The following is a 20662-nucleotide window of genomic DNA, read 5'->3' as shown; positions in this document are numbered from 1 at the left end:
CTAAGATGATTCAAAACCAAAAGAGATTATATTCTGAATCGCATCTGTTTCTTTAATTGCCATTAATAAACGATCAAAGCCTAACGCAACCCCACTGCAAAATGGTAGCTTATCAAGCTTTGATAGTAATAACTCATCAATCGGAACAGGATCAAGTCCTTTGTTTTGACGTATAAGATTTTCGTTTTCAAATCGTTGTCGTTGCTCCAGGCTATTTGTGAGCTCTTCATAGCCATTTGCAAGTTCTAATCCACGCCAATAGACCTCAAATCGTTTTCCAACACGATACCCATCGGACTCAATAACTTTTGCTAATGAGGCCTGTGACTCAGGATAGTAATAGAGATATGTCAATTTTTCCGGATTAAAACGTGGCTCTATCAATTGCGATACAATCAAATCAAGCGCTTCATCTTTATCACGAAATTCAAATGTAATATCGATTCCTTGCGCTTTTATGAGACCTGAAAGATCCGTTAGCGATGCTTCAAAAGGATTAATACCTAAAAATTTTTGAAATGCGTCAAGGTAAGTGTATGCTTCGATTTCTAAATTTTGTTCACTCAAGAGACGAATTACTAATGAGACTTCTGCCATTAAGTCATCTAAATCGTAGTCCAACCGATACCATTCAAGCATTGTGAATTCAGGATTATGACGATAACTAAGTTCACCATCCCGAAAGACCTTTCCTAAATAGTAACAAGAACCAGAACCTTGCGATAAAAGTCGCTTCATATGGTATTCAGGCGAAGTAATCAGATATAAATTTTGATTGTGTAACATCCCCCCACCATTAAAGCGAGTAATAAAGTTGAGTAACGCAGGATCAGGATTCCCAAATTGACTGAGAATTGGTGTATCAACTTCTACAACCTCTTCTAAAAAAAAATAATCACGAATTTTGCGAAGATACTTCCCTCGCTGCCACAGATATTGACCAACTCTTGACCTGCCCATTTTACCCTCATAGTTACTCAAAAATATCGCATAATTATAGCACTTATTATCGCTATTCTTTAATAGCATGCAAACCTTATATAAAAAGTAAAAATAACATTACATCCCACTTGCAAATAAGAATAATTATTATTACTATATGCAAAAGAAGTTAATAAGAGGAATAAATTATGTATATTTGTCTTTGCAATGGAATTACCGATAAAGCAATTGTTGAGGCTGTTGAGAATGGTATTACGACATTTGAAGCACTACAAACACATTTAGGCGTTGCAACTGGATGTGGATCATGTGCAGAAATTGCTAAGAGTCTTCTCCCCGGAGGTGCATCGCCTTTGAACGCTAATCAACCTATTCCACAGGCGCGTGAATTGCGTTAGTCACTACTAAGACTAACGTGAAATCACAAAATTTTTTAAGTATACTTTATAATTCATTCGACAATAATTGATCTTCTTCGCTTTTTTACACTTATTGGCATTTTAAATTCTTTCTCTCCTCTAATCCTTTCTACTCAGAATAATAGATACTCATTGTTGATTTACTATCTAATTTTTAATATTTACCAATACATTATTAAACACTATACTATTAGTGTGGATAACAATTTTAGAGAATCAAAATAAGTACACTATAAAAATGTCTATATTCGATATTTTGCAATAATTGATAGTATCTCAATAGGTTGAGTCTATTTAATAGACAAACTATAATACTGATTCTCGCGTTATTCCATGAGGCCTTTTATGAGTAAAAAGCACCACGAACATATTACTGCTCCGCCCTACTTTTCCCTTAACTTCACGGGAAGAATCGGTCGATTAGAATTTGCAAATCGTTTCGTTACCTATTTGGTGCTTTTTGTAACTATTTACCTCCTCTATTTTTTCGTTTTTGAAAGAGGCCTTTTTTCAATCTTTGATATCAATGATAAATCCGTTGATATGACAAAAAATCTTATTCGGTTGATATTTTACAGTGGCTATACTGGTGCTGTCATTCTCTTAAATATTCGAATCGTAATCATGCGGCTTCATGACATTAATCTATCTGGCTGGTGGTCTTGTGTTCTTTTTATTTTTCCCTATTTCACAGACTTAATGATTATTATGTTACCCATGACAATGAGTAAAACATTCTTTTATATATGTTTGAGTGCCTTTGGAGTGATTGGATTAATTGCTCGTATCTTTCCTTTTGCAATGCCTGGAAACAAAGGAATCAATAAATATGGTGCACCAACTAAACAAGGCACTCCTCTCGGCTTGATACTATTAATTGTGATTCTTGCTGTTCTAAGCTATTTTACTTATCAATATATTACCTTACAGAGCATTTCTATTGGCTTTCTAGATAATCAAATAGTTTTTTAAATAGATCACAAAGCCCCAATAATGGGGCTTACAAGTATATAATCTTTTTCTAGGCTTCATTAACTCTAATTACGGTTTACTAATTACTTTTTTGATTCTAAAACCAATATATAGTGCAACTATCCAAATTGGAATCACAATTACTGCATAGATCATGTTGCCAGATTGGGTCATCATAACCAACAATAATAGTAAAAAGGCTAAAGCAAAATAATTACTATAAGGATAAAATGGTACTTTATAGGTCAATGCCTTCGGATCTATCTGTTTTCTAAATTGATATTGAACAATTACAATTAATCCCCACGTAATGGTTGCGGCAGCTACGGCAAGTGACATAATTCGCATAAATGCGCCTTCTGGCACCACAAAATTAATAATAACTGCCACTAATGTACAAAGCGAAGAGAAAAGGATCGCAATGAAAGGTGCTGAATGTCGATTAAGCTTTAAAAAGAATTTAGGTGCATTGCCTTGCTCAGCAAGACCAAACAACATCCGACCATTACTATAAATTCCACTGTTATAGACAGAGATCGCAGCCGATAAAACGACAATATTAAAAAATGTTGCCGGAATATTAATCGTCCCAATCGGAGTATTAACAATACCAAAGCCCATTTCTCGGAAGATGATCACAAATGGGCTGCCATCTGTTCCAATCTCATTCCACGGGTGCAAGATCATCAAAATTGCAATGGAGAGTACATAAAATAGCAGAATGCGCCAAATAACTTGCTTAATTGCTTTGGGGATGGAGGTTTTAGGATCATCCGCTTCTGCGGCAGTAACCCCGATTAGCTCAGTTCCTCCAAAAGAAAACATGACAATCACAAGTGATAATAAAAACTCTTTTAAACCATAAGGGAAAAAACCATCATAGCGCCATAAATTAGAAATTTTTGCACCTTCTGTACCTGTTAAAATGAGATAAATCCCCAATAAAATAAGCAGAATAATCGCTAATACTTTAACCAATGCGAACCAAAATTCAAATTCACCATAGATCCGAATTGAAAACAGATTAATTCCTGTAATAATTAACAAAACAGCTAACGACGATACCCAAAGAGGAATCTCAGGAAACCAAACCTGGATATATATACCAATAACCGAAAGCTCAGCCATACTGACAAGAATATAGAGAAACCAATAATTCCATCCCGCTAAAAAACCGGGAAACTCTCCCCAATATTTATAGGAAAAATGGCTAAATGCCCCAACGACAGGTTCATGCGTTGCCATCTCTCCCATCATTGTCATGATGAGATAGATCACAAATCCACCTAGTAGATAGGCTAATAATATTGCCGGACCAACAAGTTTAATCGATTCTGCGGAACCATAAAATAACCCCGTTCCAATAGCACCACCTAGTGCGATCATCTGGATATGACGATTTTTAAGTCCACGTTTTAACTGTGATTGATTTTGAATCTCTACTGACATTTTTCTCTGTTATCCTTTAATATTTTTTATAACTTGCTAGGCCTTTTCTCGAGATTTTCCGCTTGGCATAACAGTCACGACACAGTATAACAATTTTCTTTTTTAATGAATGAAAAGCTTCTTATGAATTAAGATAAAACATTTTTGCCTGTTTGATAAAAGCCCCCTCTCTTTTCAAAGATAAATGTATAATTAATTGATATATACGATGTACTAAAATCACACTTTACTAAAGGTTTTTATGATAGGAATAATTGGCGCAATGACGCAAGAAGTAACTCTCCTCGCTTCATTAATCACGCATAAAAAAGAAAAAAATATTGCTGGTATTGAATTTATTGAAGGAAAGTTAGAAGAAAAACGAGTTGTACTACTAAAATCTGGTGTCGGAAAGGTTCAAGCAGCAATTGCAACAACACTGCTTCACGAGCATTATCATCCCCAATGTGTTATCAATATCGGCTCTGCTGGAGGACTAATTACAGGCATGGAGATCGGTGATATTATTATCTCTGATGAAGCTGCACATCATGATGTTGATCTATCTCCAATTGGTTTAGAGGTCGCTGTTTTACCGGGGTTACCGAAAACTTTTCGTTCAGATCAACGTCTACTCGATCTTGTGCAATCAACCTTAAACGATCTCAATTTCAACTATAAAATTGGATTAATTGGTACAGGGGATGCATTTATCGCGGATCAAGAGCGTGTAAATATCATCAAATCGATCTTCCCCACTATACAAGCAGTTGAAATGGAAGCCGCAGCGATTGCTCAGGTTTGTTACCTCTATCAAACCCCTTTTATAGTTATTCGAGCACTTTCAGATCTTCCAGATAAAGAGATGCCCATGAGCTTTATTGAATACCTCGATCTTGCTGCAAAAAATTCAGCTTCGATTGTTTTATCCGTACTCAAAAAAATCTAGCTCAAATTAAAAACATTAACAGACTGATAAATATATGAAATTAGATTCATCAATTGAAAACAATTATCATCTTATAAAAGAGTATAACAAATCAAATAATTACGAAAATTCTTTGATCTTCGTTTAATCATTGCATCTTTTCTCTACTATCAAAAAGATGCATATATTGAATGGGGGGTCTATAATCAAGTTTCATATAAATTTTTTAGGAGAGATAACTATGGCATTCGCAACTGTTAATCCATACACAAACGAGTTACTTAAAGAGTACAAAAGTGCAACGAAGGAAGATATTCATGCGGCACTTGATAAGTCTGACAAAGCATTTCAAGATTGGAAAACAACCTCCATTGCAGAACGTGTTAGCTATCTAAAAAATGCTGCTGATCTTCTTCGCAAAAATCGTGATGAATATGCAAAACTTATCACACTTGAGATGGGAAAGGTTTTCGCGGAGGCAAAAGGTGAAGTTGAACTTTCTGCACAAATCCTTGAATACTATGTCAAACATGCAGAGGAACAATTACAACCACGTCATTTACCAGTGATGGATCCCGCTGAAGGCGATGCTAAATTAGTATATGAACCTCTGGGTATTTTGTTAGCAATCGAGCCGTGGAACTTCCCTTTTTATCAAGTTGCACGTATTCTTGCCCCACAACTATCAGCGGGGAATACATTAATCCTGAAACATGCATCTAATCTTCCACAATGCGCTCTTGCATTTGAACAATTAATGAAAGATGCAGGTCTTCCTGATGGTGTATTTATCAATCTTTTCATCGAACATTCCGATGTAGAAATCATTCTTGCTGATCCTCGTGTCTGTGGTGTTGCATTAACGGGTTCTGAGGTGGCTGGTTCTGCAGTTGCACAAACAGCGGGTAAACATCTTAAAAAATCTATTATGGAGTTAGGCGGAGCTGATGCCTTTGTTGTGTTAGATGATGCTGATATTGATAAAACTGTCAAATGGGGTGTTTTTGGACGTCATTGGAATGCAGGGCAAGTATGTGTTTCATCTAAACGTATGATTATCGACGCTAAAGTTTATGATGAGTATTTAGAAAAATATACAGCTGGTGTTGCTGCACTCAAAGCGGGTGACCCAATGGATCCTGCAACGCAATTAGCACCTCTTTCTTCACAAAGAGCGAAAGATGGTTTATTAAGACAGATTGAAGAAGCTGTAAAACATGGTGCAACTGCAACTCCCGTAGGACCAAAGGTACCAGAACAAGGTTGTTTTGTTCAACCAACAATTCTTACTAATGTAACACCCGATAATCCTGCTTATTATCAAGAATTTTTTGGACCTGTATCAATGATCATCAAAGCAGAAGATGAAGCAGATGCTATTCGTATTGCAAATGATTCACCATTTGGTTTAGGTGGGTCAGTATTTACTTCAGATGAAACTCGCGGTCGCCGTGTAGCTTCTAAAATTTCAACCGGTATGATTTTTGTAAATCATCCTACAATGGTTAAAGCAGATCTTCCATTTGGTGGTGTACGCCGCTCTGGATTCGGCCGTGAATTGATTGACTTAGGTTTGAAAGAGTTTGTAAATATCAAATTAATTGATGTTGTAGATATCGACGCACCGTTCTAATTTATTCTTTTTGAATTAAAACTTATTAAAAGAGCATCTTCAGATGCTCTTTTTTTCGCGTTTTAAAATGATTGCTCATTCTTTTAAAATCTTATACGCTAAATATATGACAAAAAAGTGACAATTTTTTAAACATTTTAGAGTTTGTTACACAATTGTCATAATTTAATCCTAAACTAACTTGCAAGATTTAAACGAGTGAGAAATTAGCGAGACCTATGAAGAAAATTCTCTTAGTTGAAGATGAGCTTCCTATTTCGGAAATGATCGAACACTTTCTGTTAAGTAAAGGATTTGATGTTGTAAAAGCCTATGATGGGCAAAAAGCAAAAGAGATCCTTATTGCCCCACACAAAATAGATTTAATCTTACTAGATTGGATGCTACCCAAAAAGTCAGGAATTGATCTGCTAAAAGAGCTTAAAGAGAGCAGGAAAAATCGACATATCCCTGTGATTATGCTCAGTGCACGTGCAGAATTAGAAGATCGCTTACAAGGGTTAGATACGGGCGCTGATGACTATCTACCAAAACCATTTGCCATGAAGGAGCTTCTTTCTCGCATAAACTCTCTTCTACGCCGCATTGATGAATATGTTCCTGAAGAAAAAAACTTCATCGAAATTGCAGGCATAGAATTAGATCTTGATGCCCAACGAATCTTGATTAATAAAGAACTCCTTAATGTTAGTGCAATCGAATTTCGTTTATTGGCTTTTTTTATGAGTCATATTGATCGAGTATATAGCCGCACGAAGCTATTAGATCATGTTTGGGGAATTGATAGCTATGTTGATGAACGGACTGTTGATGTAACCATTGGAAGATTACGAAAAATTCTCGAACCCACAGGTCATCATAGATTATTACAGACTGTACGCGGCGAAGGGTATCGCTTTTCTCCAGAATAGACCATTACTGATCAATAATTTATACTAACAAAACAATAATCTCTAAAGGATCATCAAATTATATGCTAGGGCACATCACTCTCAAACATTTCATCTTAGAATTGATCATTGTTTTGTTGCCAGCACTACTCCTTTCATTTTTTTTCGGCCATATTTTTTTATGGTTTTTTATTGCTCTATTTATCCTTTTGATTTGGCATTACCGACAAATATATCGTTTATCTCATTGGACTTGGGTTCAACATAATCTTTCTCCCCCTGCTAGTAAAGGTATTTGGCTCTCTATATTTCATGGTTTGCATCGTCAACGCCTTGATCAACGCAAACAACGCAACCAACTCTTAGAATATATTCGTTATTTTCGTAAAGGCGCAGAGTCAATGCCTGATGCAATTATTCTTTGTGATATGGAAGGACGTTTAAATTGGTGTAATTCTCAAGCTGAAAAAATGTTGAAATTACGTTGGCCAGAGGATGAAAATCAATCTATTTTTAATTTAATTCGTAAACCAGAAATACTTGAGTATTTCAAAAATGGAAAATTTAATCAGCCTTTTCTATTAAAACAAGATCAACGTGAACTAGAATGCCGATTTTATTCCCCATACATTGAGAATAATCTTCTTATTATTGCTCGCGATGTAACTGATCGTTTAGTTGCTGAACGGACACGTCAAATGTTTTTTTCAAATGTCAATCATGAACTGAGAGTCCCTTTAACGGTTCTCAAAGGTTATGTGGAGATACTCGAAGAAAATTTACATGATGGCGAACAGAATAGTTTTGAGGCAAAAGCGCTACATCGTATGGGCGAACAAATTCATCGTCTCCATTCACTTGTCATTCAGCTGATGGCACTTACTAGACTTGAAACATCTCCTAAATCAGATAATTTTGAAGAATTTAATATCAGCACTCTGCTTCACCAAATGGTTGATGATTATTGGAGTAACCACCCTCAATCACAAGCGTATATTACAGCGGATATTGAAAAAGAGGTATTCATTTATGGAAATAGTGATCAGATAAAGCAGGCACTTAATAATCTTTTTTATAATGCGATTGAGCATAATCCGCCTCAAACTTCTATTCATCTGTCACTAAGAAAAAATAATGGTACTGTTCATTTTACAATTTCCGATAAAGGCAAAGGTATTGCTCCACAACATCTTGGCAAACTTACAGAGCGTTTTTACCGTGTAGATTCCTCACGAAACCGTGAACAATCAGGTGGTAGTGGACTCGGATTAGCGATTGTCAAACATGCTCTTAACAATCATGAAAGTCAATTGCAAATCAAAAGTGTTGTAGGCCAAGGAACCACTTTCTCTTTTGAGATTCCCCACAAAAATATGTTTGAAAAATAATACATTTCCTTTACAGAGCCCGAGCTAAAATGGATGAAAAGTAGATTTTTATCGCTATTTATAGTTACTACGAGCGGGCCATCCTTTTCTCTTATTTGCTAACTTTGGTTTATGCCTTCATTCTTATTCATTAGTCTACTCAAATAATTCGATAAAACTCTGCTCTCTTTATACTGTTAAGAAGGAGTTTTAAATGCGCGTACTATTTTCACCGTATACATTAGGCCCTATTCAACTTGAGAATCGCATCGTTATCCCACCAATGTGCCAATACTCAGCAAAAGATGGTATTCCATCGGATTGGCACTTAATACACTATGGATCTTTGGCGAATTCCGGTGCTTCCCTGCTCATTTATGAAGCAACCGCCATATTGCCTGAAGGCCGTATTTCACCACTCGATTTAGGTCTTTGGAATGATGCTCAAGAAACAGAGTTTACTAAACAGCTCAAATCAATCAAACAATACGCCAATATCAAATTAGGTATTCAGCTTGCACACGCCGGTCGCAAGGCTTCTACTGGTGTTCCTTGGGAGTCAGATTCTCAATTAACAAAAGAACAAGGAGGATGGACTACCAAAGCACCTTCCAAAATTGCCTTCGAACCTAATGATCTTCCACCTGAAGCACTGACTGAATCTGAAATTCATGACCGTGTCAATGCCTTTGTAGATTCAGCACTACGAGCAGAACGGGCAGGATTTGAAGTTATAGAAATTCACGGGGCTCATGGCTATTTACTTCATGAATTTTTATCCCCCTTATCTAATCATCGTTCAGATCAATATGGTGGAAACTTTGAAAACCGTATTCGCTTCTTAATTGAAGTTTTTGATGCAATTAAAAAGCGCGTCTCAACGAAAACAGCCATTGGCATAAGAATATCAGCGACTGATTGGGTCGATGGTGGTTGGAATCTGAATGAATCTGTAAAATTAGCAAAAATTCTTAAGGGAAAAGGCGCTGATTTTATCCATGTTTCTACCGGTGCACTCTCTTTAGACCAACAAATTCCAATAGCTCCCCTTTATCAAATCCCATTTGCCAAAACAATTAAAAAAGAGAGTAAATTATCAACTATTGCCGTGGGGCTTATTACTAACGCAGCAGAAGCTGAATCAATTTTAGAAAAAGGTGAAGCTGACCTCGTTGCAATTGGTAGAGCGATGCTCATGGATCCTCATTGGGGATGGTCGGCAGCTAAAGAACTCGGGATTAAACCCCAAACCCCGCCTCAATATGCTGCTATAAATTCAATATTGCGTTATTTGTAATTTGAAAAAGATCACATAAACTCAAGAAAACCAGGTGAATACCTGGTTTTCTGTTTTAATAAAGATATTATTTATTACTTTAAAGCGCTTTTCTATCACGATTATCAAGAAGTTCTTGTAGCTGCTTATTTTTTTCTACACGAATATCCACGCCTTTGACAAAATAGATAATAAACTCACAAATATTTTGGCAACGATCCCCTATACGCTCTAAAGAACGAGCACATTGCATAGCCTTAAGAACTGAGGGAATTGTTTTTCCATCCTCCATCATATAAGTCATTAGTTGACGAATAATACTGTTATATTCACTATCAATACGATCATCCTCTGGATAAATTTCCAATACTGAATCTAAGTCCATACGCGCAAAAGCATCTAACACCTTTTCAAAAAAGCTTAAACTTCGATTCGCTAGCGATTCCAATGATACTAAAACTTCATTATGATTTTCAGGAAGTGGATTAAAAGCCATTTTTGCAATATTTCGAGCACTATCAGCAATTCTTTCAAGCTCTGCAATCGTCTTTATGATAACAATCAAAAGACGTAGATCACTCGCCGTTGGTTGTCGTTTAGCGATAATCATAATACAGAGCTCATTGATTTCTACTTCAAGCTCGTTAATCACTTCATCACGTCTGATAATCTCTTTTGCAAGTGTCTCATCTTGAGTTACCATTGCTTTGATTGAATCTTGAATTTGTCGCTCTGTAAGCCCACCCATTTCAAGAACCTTACTCATAGAGCGCTCGAGTTCAGCATTAAATTGTGCTGAAATATGACTATTAAAATCTAAATTTTTCATTATCGTTTTTCCAAAAAAATCGAAGAGAATTTAATACTTAAAACTATCAACCATAACGGCCTGTAATGTAATCTTCCGTCTGTTTGTTGTTTGGCTTAGTAAAAATAGTATCGGTATTATCAAATTCAATTAAGTCACCTAGGTACATAAAGGCTGTCTTATCTGAACAACGCGCTGCTTGTTGCATATTATGCGTCACCATAACAATGGTATAATCTTTTTTAAGCTCAAATATAAGCTCTTCAATCTTTCCGGTAGAAATCGGATCCAATGCCGAGCAAGGCTCATCCATTAGTAGAATTTCTGGACGTATTGCAATGGCTCGCGCAATACTCAAACGTTGTTGTTGCCCGCCTGAAAGATTTGTACCTTGGTCATGGAGTTTATCTTTTGTTTCTGCCCAAAGTGCTGCTTTTGTTAAGGCCCATTCGACTCGTGCATCCATATCTGCACGTGAAAGATTTTCAAAAAGTTTTACGCCAAATGCAATATTGTCATAAATTGACATTGGAAATGGTGTTGGTTTTTGGAAAACCATACCAACATTTGCGCGAAGAAGTGCAACATCCTGTTTACTTGTTAAGATATTTTCGCCATTAATGATGATCTCACCTTCCGCTTTTTGCTCAGGATATAGCTGGAACATTTTATTAAATGTACGAAGTAAAGTTGATTTACCGCAACCTGATGGACCAATAAATGCGGTTACTTGGTTTTCAGGAATATCCAAAGTAATATTATGTAACGCATGGAATTTATTGTAATAAAAATTCAGATTGCGAACACTAATTTTAGCTACATCTTCTTTTTTTACCTCAGAGGTTTTATTCACCTTGGTAAATGCTTCACTTGATTCTATTTTTTGTCTTGATTCTAAATTCATTCTCTATTCCTACATGAGTTTTTTCTCTCGCGACATTCGAGGAAATAAATGTATCTCTAGTCTACTGATTTAATGTAACAAAATTGTGACAAATATCTTCTATTAACTAAACGATTCTCTATATTGATTAATCATTCTTAGTATTAGACTTAAAAAATATGCGAACAATGATGTTCAATACTAAAATAGCCATTGTAATAAAGAACACACCCGACCATGCTAATGACTGTAAGTTGCTATCTGGTGTCATTGCAAAATTGTAAATCGTTACCGGCAAGCTAGCCATCGGCTCCATCACATTTGTACTCCAGAATTGATTCGACAGTGTTGTAAATAGTAAAGGTGCTGTTTCACCAGAAATGCGGGCTACTGCCAATAAAATACCGGTCATAATGCCCGAAAGTGATGATTTAAGTGTGATGCGTAAGATAATTTTCCACTTCGGTGTACCTAAGGCATATGCAGCTTCTCGAAGGGTATTTGGCACTAACAATAACATATTCTCCGTAGTACGAATCACAATAGGAATCTGGATTAACGCTAAAGCAATAATTCCTGCAAATGCAGAATAGTGACCCATTCTTACCACTACAACCGTATAAACAAAAAGCCCGATTACAATTGATGGTGCTGATAACAAAACATCATTAATAAAACGAATAATCGCTGACAATTTACCTTCTGCATTATATTCAGCAAGATATATCCCCGCCAATATTCCTAAAGGTGTACCGATAACCGTTGCCCAGAGAATAATGATTCCACTTCCCACAATGGCATTGAGTAAACCGCCGCCTTCACTGTTTGGTGGTGGTGTCATTTCGGTAAAGAAATCTAACGAAATTCCTCCCATTCCTTTGCTAACAGTAGTCCATAAAATCCAGATCAACCAGAATAGACCAAAAGTCATAGCGATAAGTGATAGTGAGATAGCAACTTGGTTAATATATTTACGACGCTGCTGTTTTTTAGTGCGACTGGCAATAATTTCCGAACGTTGAGTAGTCATTATGCACGCTCCTGTTTCATGAATATTTTGGAAATTGCTAATACGATAAAGGTAATCACAAAGAGTAGTAATCCAAGTTCCATTAATGCTGCGGTGTGTAATTCACTTGAGGCTTCGGCAAACTCATTTGCCAATGATGAGGTAATACTATTACCTGGTGCAAAAAGCGAAAAACTATCGAACTGATAGGTGTTACCAATGACGAAGGTGACAGCCATTGTCTCTCCTAATGCGCGACCTAAACCAAGCATAATCCCACCAAATACACCCCGTTTGGTATATGGTAAAATTACTTTCCAAATAACTTCCCATGTCGTAGCGCCTAAGCCATATGCTGACTCTTTCATAATACGGGGTGTTCTTTCAAATACATCTCGCATAACAGACGCAATGTAGGGAATGATCATAATCGCGAGTATAATTCCTGCGGTAAGAATGCCTATTCCAAAAGATGGTCCTTTAAATAACGCTTTTAATATCGGAATATTTTCACTGAAATTTTCAAGTGGTCGTTGAAAATATTTAGCAAAAAGTGGTGCAAAAACAAAAAGCCCCCACATTCCATAAACAATACTTGGAATGGCAGCTAAGAGTTCAATCGCAACCCCTATCGGACGACGAAGCCAAGGGGGTGATAGCTCTGTAAGAAAAATTGCAATCCCAAAACTGACAGGCACTGCAATAAGAAGGGCAATTATAGAGGTAACGATAGTGCCGTAAATCGGTACTAACGCGCCAAATTCATCCATCGGGGCGTCCCATGTTTTCTTCCAAAGGAAACTAAGGCCAAATTCCTTAATACTAGGCATTGAAGCAATAATCAAAGATCCAATAATTCCCGTGAGAAGAAGCAACACAAATATGGCAGCGGCTTTCACACTAAACGCGAATATCTTATCGGGAACGGCTGATTGTGGAGTTTTAATACTATTCATAGAATCTCTACTTTAAAAGTCGTTTTGAGTAACATTTTATGATTGATTTTGTTATTTAGGGTAAGACGAAAACCCAATCGTACTACTCTCTATTACGATTGGGTCTTCTAATGTCACACTATTGATACAAAATCTTCAGTGAATCTTTCATCAAATTACTTGATTTTAAGATCTGTTTTTAAAGTATTTTGAATAATTTCTACAACATTCGCTGGGAGTGGTGCATAGTCTAGACCGATAACGATCTCTTGACCTTGTTTACCATAGCCCCAATTAAAGAAGTTTACGATTTCATTCGCAATCGTTGCATCTTTTTGATCTTTATGAAGAAGAACAAATGTTGTTGAAGCTAAAGGCCATGCATTAGAACCTGGTTTATCAGTCATATCTTGTACAAATGACTCATTCCATTTCACTTCTTTTGCCGCAGCACTAAATGAATCAATGCCTGGGCTTACGATCTCACCATCTTTAGAAACTAATTTTGTATAACTAAGGTTATTTTGTTTAGCATATGCATACTCAACATAACCAATTGACCCTTCAACACGTTGCACAAATGCTGTAACGCCATCGTTACCTTTGCCACCAATACCGACAGGCCAGTTAACAGTTGAACCACTGCCTACTTTATCTTTCCATTCACTGTTAACTTTTGAAAGATAACCAGTGAAGATGAAAGATGTACCGGAACCATCTGCACGACGCACCACTGAAATTGCTTGATCTGGGAGCGTTAATGATGGATTTAGTTTTGCAATTGCTGGATCATTCCATTTTTTAATTTTTCCAAGATAGATATCCCCTAAAACTTCTCCATTTAAAACTAATTCATTAGTTTTAATGCCTTCTACATTAATCGCTAGAACAACACCACCGATTACTGTTGGAAACTGGATAAGTCCTTTTTGTGCAAGTTGTTCTTCAGATAATGGAGCATCTGAAGCACCAAAATCAACAGTTCCAGCTTCGATTTGCTTAACACCTGCTGATGAACCAATCGATTGGTAGTTAATTCGATTGCCAGTCTCTTTTTCGTATTCTGCTGCCCATTTTGCATAGACTGGAGCTGGGAATGATGCGCCCGCACCTGTTACAGTCACTGGTGTTTGTGCAGCTGCTGTGGTAGCAGTGATTGCTGCACCTAATGCTATCGCCGCTGTTAATTTTGCGATTTTAGTAGTTAATGTTTTCATTTAACGCTCCTAAGTGTACAAAGTAAAAGTTTATGATTTAAGGAGACGGGTAAGTTTTATTTCATTCCCGCGACTGATTGAAAGTATACAAATCAATTATGACAACTTTGTAACAAAAAACTTTTTTTGGGAAATTGTATGAAAAAACTACAAAATCATTCATTGCAAAATGATTTCAATATTATCCAAGAGCCTTGTTTTACCGATCTTTGCGGCGATTAAGATCACTAAGCGACTATCCTCCTTCTCTGCTACTTTGAGAGTCGACTGCTCTCGGATAGAGAGATAATCCACAATAAATCCCTTCTTTGTTAACAAAACACTGTAATGTTCTTCAAGCGCTTTAAAACTTAAATCATGAATCATATGGGCTTGATATGCCCGCTCAATCTCACTTTTCATCTCTCGAAGTACACGGTTTAATAACAATGCATCCTTTTTTTCATCTGCCGAAAGATAGCCATTACGACTTGATAATGCTAAACCTTCCTCGCTTCGTTCTATCGCTACGGAGATTATTTCTACATCAAAATTAAGCGCTTGAACCATATTCTCAATAACTTTTAATTGCTGATAATCTTTTCTTCCAAAGCACGCATATGTGGGAGTGATAATGTTAAAAAATTTTGCGACAACCGTTGCAACACCTTCAAAATGTCCTGGGCGGTCTTTACCACAAAGATCACCAATCAAAGACTTTGGTGGCGTAATTATAAAAGGTTCTCTATCACCATAAAGTACCGCTTCTGTCGGTAAAAAAAGTGCCTTCACACCGGCATTTATTAATTTTTCTCTATCTTGATCTAATGTTCTCGGGTAATTATCAAGATCTTCTCCGGCCCCAAATTGTAGTGGATTCACAAAAATCGAGACAATCACATTTTCAGAATATTTCTGTGCTTCTTTTACTAAAGACAGATGACCGTTATGAAGATTTCCCATTGTTGGTACAAATGCAATATTCTGGTACTGTTTCCGCCATTTACGAACATCATTGATTGTTTTTAAAATCTGCATTTTTATACTCCCTAATTTATGGTGCTTAAAAAAGAGTGTTCATCAGCAGGAAAGCTTTGTTTCTTCACTTCCATGACATATCGCTTAAATGCGTTGAGAATCGAAGCATCTCCATTATCAATACTTGCTTTTAAAAAATTCTTCACAAATTTTGGCGAGACTTTACCAGACAGACCGAGCATATCATGCATAACTAATACCTGACCGTCTGTATTTGGACCTGCACCAATACCAATGACAGGAATTGTCAGTGCAATCGATAGAGCCTCACCAACTTCTGCTGGGACACATTCAACTACAAGTAATTGAGCTCCAGCATCTTGATGGGCTTTCGCTTCATCAATGAGTTTAGCAGCCATCTGTAAATCGCGTCCTTGAACTTTATACCCCCCTAATTGATTCACGGATTGTGGCATTAAACCAATATGAGCACATACAGGGATCCCACGACTACTTAAGAACTTTGTTAATTCGACCGCTTCTAGTCCTCCTTCTAACTTCACCATTTCAGCGCCGGCTTTCATTAATTGTGCAGCTGCTAAAAATGCTTCTTTTAAATCTGCTTCATAAGTACCAAAGGGAAGATCTGCTATAATAAAGGCCACTTTATTACCTCTGACGACATTTTTAGTATGATAAACCATCTCCGACAACGTTACTGGCAAAGTTGACTGATAACCTTGTACAACCATTCCTAAAGAATCACCGACCAAAATCGTATCGACTTCTGCTCGCTCCATCTCACTTGCAAAAGCGGCTTCGTAACAAGTCAACATAGCAATTTTTTCACCTTCTTCCTTTTTAAGTTGAAGATCGGTAATACGTATTTTTTTCATTGAAATAACCCTCATTTATTGCATGACAATTTGCTATCTAAATTTATTGATTTAATAATAAGCCTATATTCTTTGTTAACAACGATTCTAAAAATTTATTTTCACCCTATAAAACTACGTAATAATACCTAATATTGTTACTTAAATCAGTCGAATGATTAGATAAAACCCGATATTTAGAATACTTTATGCATTATCAATATTTAAATTCAATCCATCCTATAATTGAGCGGCATCTACACTATTTTATAAAACAGAATGCTACTGTTATTGATGCAACGCTTGGAAATGGTTACGATCTACTTCGAATAGCCGATCATCTTTCCCCCCAAGGAAAAATATATGGATTTGACATCCAAGTAGCAGCGATTCACAAAACAGAAGAAAAGCTTGCCGCAATCAAAAATGTACAACCCCAAATCACCCTGATTCACGATAGCCATGAAAATTTCAAACAATACATCACTGAACCTGTTGATTTTATTATTTATAATTTAGGTTATTTGCCGGTGGTAATAAAATGATTACAACGGTTGCCGACTCCACTTTGAAGAGTATTCAAGTGGGTTTAGAACTCTTAACAGAACATGGTGTAATGTTAATTACCGTTTATCATGGTCATGAGGCAGGAAAAACAGAAAAAGTAGTTATCGAAAATTATCTACAATCTCTCGATCAAAAGTATTTTCATGTATTGCAAGAAGCATTTGTGAATCAAAAAAACAATCCACCATTCATATATCTCATCGAAAAAGCAAAAATAAGCTAAAATAGTTTTCCATTGATTTAACATCTAATTAGATATCACTCTTATGAAATTTAATCGTCTTCTTCTAATCGCTTTAGTAATTGCGTTAATACTACATATTAGTATTGGCCTATTGCTTGTTCGTGATGAGAAAAATCGTATCATTGAATATCAGACTGATGAATTAGTACCGGTAACATTAGTTTCTATACCGGAAATTGCAGAGTTAGTCGAAGAAAATGCTGATATCGCCATAGATGAAGTATCAATAGCAGATAACTTAGAAGCAGAAGAATCTGTTACTGAAGAATCTGTTACTGAAGAATCTATTACTGAAGAATCTGTTACTGAAGAAGTAGGGTCGCAGCAAAATGATTCAAATAAAGAAGAAAATAGTGCAGATAATTTAGAAAAAACTGATAATGAGGAATCAGAATATTCACAGGAACCCGCTTATAAACAAAATTTAACAGCTGGTGGTGATTTAATGCAGCAAAATATTCTTCCGCCAAAAGAAGATGGGGAATATCGCCGAGTCGTGACAACAGATAATGATCCCTATCAAAAGATGGTTGAAAATGCAGTTCATCTGCTGCAAGATACACCATTTCTCGACAGAGAATGGAATGATAGCCAAGAGGATGAAGAAGCTCCTACATATTACTCATCTGAATTTATTGATCTTATAAAAAAATATAATCCTCAAGAACCGATTCAAAAAGAGATTTTTGAAGAAACGGAAGTTCCCGTCCCTGAGACAGAAGAAATTACAGAAACGACTATTTTTGAAAGTCATGAGCCAGTTACGCTGATTGCGACATTCATTGACATGGCAAAAGAAGAATCCGTCATAGAAAATGAAGCCGCTAAAAATGAAGAAGCGTTAGAAAAACAGTTTTCAACGAATATTTTGAATGCTGCTAATAGCCAAATTAAGCGCTTAGAATATAATGTTGCTCTAAAATCAAGTCAATGTTATGAGCGTTATATTAAGGGACAAAATAGACGTTTCCAAGTAGCAGTAATGATATTTGAGAACCCACTTCGTACAGGAATTTTTCGCAGTAGTGGTAACGATGGTTTAGATCGATGTGTCGTTGAAATGACAAATGAATTAATCAAAATCCCTGCGGAGATGGAACGTATCCGCAAATTTGCTCCTAGAATGAATGAGGCTTTCCTCCTGAATGCTTCTTTTTAACGAATAAAAAAACCCTCTCTTATAAATCTAAAAAATGTTTTAAATTATAAGAGAGGGAAAGGACTTAAAGGCTCCTTAAAAAATAATTAGTACTCTATTCTGCTCTACTTCAGTGGAACAAAATTATTATCATTATTTTTTATTTTTCTGGTCGAACAGCTGTTACCTCGATTTCAACTCTCCAAGCAGGATGCGCTAACTTCGCTACCTGAAATGCAGAACGGGCTGGTAATTTTAGCGATTTTTCTGGATTATAGAATTTACTGTAACCTTTCATAAAGCCCTGAAAATCCATCATGCCATCAGTCTCTTCGCCACCTACTAAAAAAACCTGCATTTTCACAACATCATCCATAGTCAAATCGAGTGCTTGAAGATTTTTTTCGATCTGTTCAAGAATATTGATTGTTTGTGCTTCCGTATCACCATACGCTTCTAATGAGTTTGCCGGTGCATCTGCATTGATCGGCATAGGTACTTTCCCGCTTAAAAAAACAAGATTATGGCCTGCTGGAATCTCTACCGATTCAGAGATTGGCATTCCTTCGAGTTTTTTATAGATAATTGCTTCATCTGCCAAAGCAAGACCGAACATCATTGGAAGTGCTAATAACAATGTTTTTTTCATAGCTTATACTCCTTTTATGAATTAATAATTAACTTAGCTAAATCGTGAAAGACTAAACGGTGTAGGGTTAATAACGGGCTGACGTCCCATCACTAAATCTGCTGTAAGTTCTCCCGCTGCTGGCCCTTCAGTCATTCCCCAAACAGTGGCAGTGTTAATAAAGAGACCTGGATATTGCTCAACTGCTGAAATCACTGGTAATTCATCAGCAGTTGGGCTTACAATTGCTCCCCAACGCTCAACTACTTGTGACGATTCAAATTGCGGGAATTCCTTTTTCATTCTATTAAATACGGCATCTAAATGCTCATTATTCTGAGTCGCAGTTACAATACGATTGTTTTCAAAAGGCGATACTTCATCAAGATCCCATGAAGTCGGTATCTGAAATGAACTGAAAAAGTCCGGTCCTAATTTAAACTCAAGCGGTAATTCACCACCACCCAATAAGTGCATAAACTGAGGGCCAAGTAATAAACTATCTTTTACAATAGAGCTTGTAAAAATACGTGGTGCAACGGCGTATGTTCCATCTGCTTGCTCACGGAAATGAATTCCATTAGGTAAATGCACATTTCCCTTGGGTGCCCCAGGAACTCCTGAAACACGCTGCTGAGAAAGATAGACATTTAACGTAGGTAAATCAACCCCAAGATTTCCCATAAAAAGACGAGACCAGATACCACCAGCAAGTACTACAAGGTTTGTCTTGATACTCCCCTTCTCTGTAACAACGTCCGAGATTCTTCCTGCTTCGGTTTCAATACCGCGTACCGCACAATTTGTGAAGATTTTTACGCCAATTTTTTTGGCATAATCAGCTAACACAGGAACACCAGTCTCAGGATCCACAGACCCAGAATCCTCTTCAAATCCAGCAACTTCCCATGCTGTTTGTGCATTTGGTAAACGCGCAGCTAATTCCGAACCTTGAATAATACGAGTTTTAAGAGGTGTTGCAAATCCTGGATCCTCTGAATTAAGATCAATCCATTTTTGCACATTCATTAACTCATCTTCAGAGACAATAGCCTCGACTCGTCCTTGAGTACGATAGCTAGTGTCAGCTCCAACTTTCTCATTCATACCACGCCATAATTTTTTGCCGTAATGATGTAATGGGAAAATTTCTGGAGATGTTTTATAACTGACAATTTGGCTATAAGCTCGACCAGATTGTTCTCCGGCAATCTCTCCTTTTTCACAAACTGTGACACTTAAACCACGTTCGCAAAGATTAATTGCTGTCATAATTCCTTGAATGCCGCCACCAATAATGACAACATTCGATTCTTTTGGTAATGGCCCTTCTGTCCCATTAACATGTAGTGCTCTTGATGTCGACTGAACCAAAGTCCCTTCGCGTCTTATCATTGGTGTAACGGCTGCACCTGCAGCAACTACTCCAACCGCTCCAGCTCCTAAGAGAAACTTTCTACGAGAAATTCCCATATAAAACCCCAGTTATAAAAATTGATAATTGTTATAAAAAATTTACAAGTGCGAATGATAGCACATAATTGTC

19 protein-coding genes and 1 pseudogene are annotated in these 20662 nt (G+C 36.7%); 9 read left to right on the top strand and 11 right to left on the bottom strand.

The window, feature by feature from the left end; genetic code table 11:
- The gene (gene epmA, locus ACPF7B_RS02610; RefSeq protein ID WP_490506082.1) at nucleotides 1-960 is read right to left on the bottom strand and encodes an EF-P lysine aminoacylase EpmA; all 960 of its coding nucleotides are present in this window, start codon (nucleotides 958-960) and stop codon (nucleotides 1-3) included.
- A 170-nt stretch (nucleotides 961-1130) separates the two neighbouring features.
- Between epmA and ACPF7B_RS02605 the strand changes: the two genes are divergently transcribed.
- Together ACPF7B_RS02605 and ACPF7B_RS02600 are read left to right on the top strand one after the other, a co-directional pair.
- The gene (locus ACPF7B_RS02605; protein ID WP_490506081.1) at nucleotides 1131-1340 is read left to right on the top strand and encodes a bacterioferritin-associated ferredoxin; all 210 of its coding nucleotides are present in this window, start codon (nucleotides 1131-1133) and stop codon (nucleotides 1338-1340) included.
- 366 nt (nucleotides 1341-1706) lie between these two features.
- Nucleotides 1707-2333 (top strand): DUF805 domain-containing protein, encoded by a 627-nt coding sequence (locus ACPF7B_RS02600; RefSeq protein WP_490506080.1) that lies wholly within the window; start codon nucleotides 1707-1709, stop codon nucleotides 2331-2333.
- Between the two features lie 69 nt (nucleotides 2334-2402).
- On the opposite strand, the gene ACPF7B_RS02595 is transcribed toward ACPF7B_RS02600, so the two are convergent.
- Nucleotides 2403-3782: an amino acid permease gene (locus ACPF7B_RS02595; RefSeq protein WP_490506079.1), complete on the bottom strand. Its 1380-nt coding sequence runs from the start codon at nucleotides 3780-3782 to the stop codon at nucleotides 2403-2405.
- A gap of 241 nt (nucleotides 3783-4023) precedes the next feature.
- Here ACPF7B_RS02595 and ACPF7B_RS02590 point away from each other — a divergent pair, with 241 nt between their 5' ends.
- From ACPF7B_RS02590 to ACPF7B_RS02570, 5 genes are all read left to right on the top strand, one after another.
- Complete coding sequence (locus tag ACPF7B_RS02590) at nucleotides 4024-4710, top strand: 5'-methylthioadenosine/adenosylhomocysteine nucleosidase (RefSeq protein WP_490506078.1); 687 nt, start codon at nucleotides 4024-4026, stop codon at nucleotides 4708-4710.
- A gap of 220 nt (nucleotides 4711-4930) precedes the next feature.
- A complete protein-coding gene (locus ACPF7B_RS02585; RefSeq protein ID WP_490506077.1) occupies nucleotides 4931-6322 on the top strand; it encodes an NAD-dependent succinate-semialdehyde dehydrogenase in 1392 nt (463 codons plus the stop codon).
- Nucleotides 6323-6540: 218 nt separating this feature from the next.
- Nucleotides 6541-7233: a response regulator gene (locus tag ACPF7B_RS02580; protein ID WP_490506076.1), complete on the top strand. Its 693-nt coding sequence runs from the start codon at nucleotides 6541-6543 to the stop codon at nucleotides 7231-7233.
- Between the two features lie 62 nt (nucleotides 7234-7295).
- On the top strand, nucleotides 7296-8600 hold the full coding sequence (phoR, locus tag ACPF7B_RS02575; protein WP_490506075.1) for a phosphate regulon sensor histidine kinase PhoR: 1305 nt from the start codon (nucleotides 7296-7298) through the stop codon (nucleotides 8598-8600).
- Nucleotides 8601-8793: 193 nt separating this feature from the next.
- On the top strand, nucleotides 8794-9876 hold the full coding sequence (locus ACPF7B_RS02570; RefSeq protein ID WP_490506074.1) for an NADH:flavin oxidoreductase/NADH oxidase: 1083 nt from the start codon (nucleotides 8794-8796) through the stop codon (nucleotides 9874-9876).
- 79 nt (nucleotides 9877-9955) lie between these two features.
- On the opposite strand, the gene phoU is transcribed toward ACPF7B_RS02570, so the two are convergent.
- The 7 genes from phoU to panB form a co-directional block, all read right to left on the bottom strand.
- Complete coding sequence (phoU, locus tag ACPF7B_RS02565; RefSeq protein WP_490506073.1) at nucleotides 9956-10684, bottom strand: phosphate signaling complex protein PhoU; 729 nt, start codon at nucleotides 10682-10684, stop codon at nucleotides 9956-9958.
- A gap of 46 nt (nucleotides 10685-10730) precedes the next feature.
- Nucleotides 10731-11567, bottom strand: a complete 837-nt coding sequence (gene pstB / locus ACPF7B_RS02560) for a phosphate ABC transporter ATP-binding protein PstB (RefSeq protein ID WP_490506072.1) — start codon at nucleotides 11565-11567, stop codon at nucleotides 10731-10733.
- A 127-nt stretch (nucleotides 11568-11694) separates the two neighbouring features.
- A complete protein-coding gene (gene pstA / locus ACPF7B_RS02555) occupies nucleotides 11695-12576 on the bottom strand; it encodes a phosphate ABC transporter permease PstA (RefSeq protein WP_490506071.1) in 882 nt (293 codons plus the stop codon).
- Entirely contained in the window at nucleotides 12576-13511 is a 936-nt protein-coding gene (gene pstC / locus ACPF7B_RS02550) for a phosphate ABC transporter permease PstC (protein ID WP_490506070.1), read from the bottom strand. Before pstC ends, pstA begins: the two co-directional genes overlap by 1 nt.
- Before the next feature lie 155 nt (nucleotides 13512-13666).
- The gene (pstS, locus tag ACPF7B_RS02545; protein ID WP_490506069.1) at nucleotides 13667-14707 is read right to left on the bottom strand and encodes a phosphate ABC transporter substrate-binding protein PstS; all 1041 of its coding nucleotides are present in this window, start codon (nucleotides 14705-14707) and stop codon (nucleotides 13667-13669) included.
- 159 nt (nucleotides 14708-14866) lie between these two features.
- Nucleotides 14867-15724: a pantoate--beta-alanine ligase gene (gene panC, locus ACPF7B_RS02540; protein WP_490506068.1), complete on the bottom strand. Its 858-nt coding sequence runs from the start codon at nucleotides 15722-15724 to the stop codon at nucleotides 14867-14869.
- Between the two features lie 11 nt (nucleotides 15725-15735).
- A complete protein-coding gene (gene panB, locus ACPF7B_RS02535; protein ID WP_490506067.1) occupies nucleotides 15736-16560 on the bottom strand; it encodes a 3-methyl-2-oxobutanoate hydroxymethyltransferase in 825 nt (274 codons plus the stop codon).
- A 188-nt stretch (nucleotides 16561-16748) separates the two neighbouring features.
- On the opposite strand from panB, the pseudogene mnmM reads away from it, so the two are divergent.
- Both mnmM and ACPF7B_RS02525 read left to right on the top strand, forming a co-directional pair.
- Nucleotides 16749-17329: pseudogene (gene mnmM / locus ACPF7B_RS02530) on the top strand (tRNA 5-(aminomethyl)-2-thiouridylate-methyltransferase MnmM).
- A gap of 43 nt (nucleotides 17330-17372) precedes the next feature.
- On the top strand, nucleotides 17373-18509 hold the full coding sequence (locus tag ACPF7B_RS02525; protein WP_490506066.1) for a hypothetical protein: 1137 nt from the start codon (nucleotides 17373-17375) through the stop codon (nucleotides 18507-18509).
- Nucleotides 18510-18648: 139 nt separating this feature from the next.
- Here ACPF7B_RS02525 and ACPF7B_RS02520 read toward each other — a convergent pair whose 3' ends face one another.
- Together ACPF7B_RS02520 and ACPF7B_RS02515 are read right to left on the bottom strand one after the other, a co-directional pair.
- The gene (locus ACPF7B_RS02520; protein WP_490506065.1) at nucleotides 18649-19137 is read right to left on the bottom strand and encodes a RidA family protein; all 489 of its coding nucleotides are present in this window, start codon (nucleotides 19135-19137) and stop codon (nucleotides 18649-18651) included.
- A 33-nt stretch (nucleotides 19138-19170) separates the two neighbouring features.
- Nucleotides 19171-20589: an NAD(P)/FAD-dependent oxidoreductase gene (locus ACPF7B_RS02515; protein ID WP_490506064.1), complete on the bottom strand. Its 1419-nt coding sequence runs from the start codon at nucleotides 20587-20589 to the stop codon at nucleotides 19171-19173.
- Nucleotides 20590-20662 lie beyond the last annotated feature (73 nt).

The sequence above is a fragment of the Ignatzschineria sp. 22MB058224 genome, assembly GCF_058188435.1.
The sequence above is the reverse complement of the archived record's forward strand: the minus strand, read 5'-3'. Positions and strand labels throughout refer to the sequence as shown.

Coding starts and splice junctions, on each gene's coding strand:
- pstC (WP_490506070.1), bottom strand. CDS start 13,511: ATGAATAGTATTAAAACTCCACAATCAGCCGTTCCCGATAAGATATTC.
- ACPF7B_RS02605 (WP_490506081.1), top strand. CDS start 1,131: ATGTATATTTGTCTTTGCAATGGAATTACCGATAAAGCAATTGTTGAG.
- phoR (WP_490506075.1), top strand. CDS start 7,296: ATGCTAGGGCACATCACTCTCAAACATTTCATCTTAGAATTGATCATT.
- ACPF7B_RS02520 (WP_490506065.1), bottom strand. CDS start 19,137: ATGAAAAAAACATTGTTATTAGCACTTCCAATGATGTTCGGTCTTGCT.
- ACPF7B_RS02570 (WP_490506074.1), top strand. CDS start 8,794: ATGCGCGTACTATTTTCACCGTATACATTAGGCCCTATTCAACTTGAG.
- phoU (WP_490506073.1), bottom strand. CDS start 10,684: ATGAAAAATTTAGATTTTAATAGTCATATTTCAGCACAATTTAATGCT.
- ACPF7B_RS02590 (WP_490506078.1), top strand. CDS start 4,024: ATGATAGGAATAATTGGCGCAATGACGCAAGAAGTAACTCTCCTCGCT.
- ACPF7B_RS02585 (WP_490506077.1), top strand. CDS start 4,931: ATGGCATTCGCAACTGTTAATCCATACACAAACGAGTTACTTAAAGAG.
- pstB (WP_490506072.1), bottom strand. CDS start 11,567: ATGAATTTAGAATCAAGACAAAAAATAGAATCAAGTGAAGCATTTACC.
- epmA (WP_490506082.1), bottom strand. CDS start 960: ATGGGCAGGTCAAGAGTTGGTCAATATCTGTGGCAGCGAGGGAAGTAT.
- panC (WP_490506068.1), bottom strand. CDS start 15,724: ATGCAGATTTTAAAAACAATCAATGATGTTCGTAAATGGCGGAAACAG.
- pstS (WP_490506069.1), bottom strand. CDS start 14,707: ATGAAAACATTAACTACTAAAATCGCAAAATTAACAGCGGCGATAGCA.
- panB (WP_490506067.1), bottom strand. CDS start 16,560: ATGAAAAAAATACGTATTACCGATCTTCAACTTAAAAAGGAAGAAGGT.
- ACPF7B_RS02595 (WP_490506079.1), bottom strand. CDS start 3,782: ATGTCAGTAGAGATTCAAAATCAATCACAGTTAAAACGTGGACTTAAA.
- ACPF7B_RS02600 (WP_490506080.1), top strand. CDS start 1,707: ATGAGTAAAAAGCACCACGAACATATTACTGCTCCGCCCTACTTTTCC.
- ACPF7B_RS02525 (WP_490506066.1), top strand. CDS start 17,373: ATGAAATTTAATCGTCTTCTTCTAATCGCTTTAGTAATTGCGTTAATA.
- ACPF7B_RS02515 (WP_490506064.1), bottom strand. CDS start 20,589: ATGGGAATTTCTCGTAGAAAGTTTCTCTTAGGAGCTGGAGCGGTTGGA.
- ACPF7B_RS02580 (WP_490506076.1), top strand. CDS start 6,541: ATGAAGAAAATTCTCTTAGTTGAAGATGAGCTTCCTATTTCGGAAATG.
- pstA (WP_490506071.1), bottom strand. CDS start 12,576: ATGACTACTCAACGTTCGGAAATTATTGCCAGTCGCACTAAAAAACAG.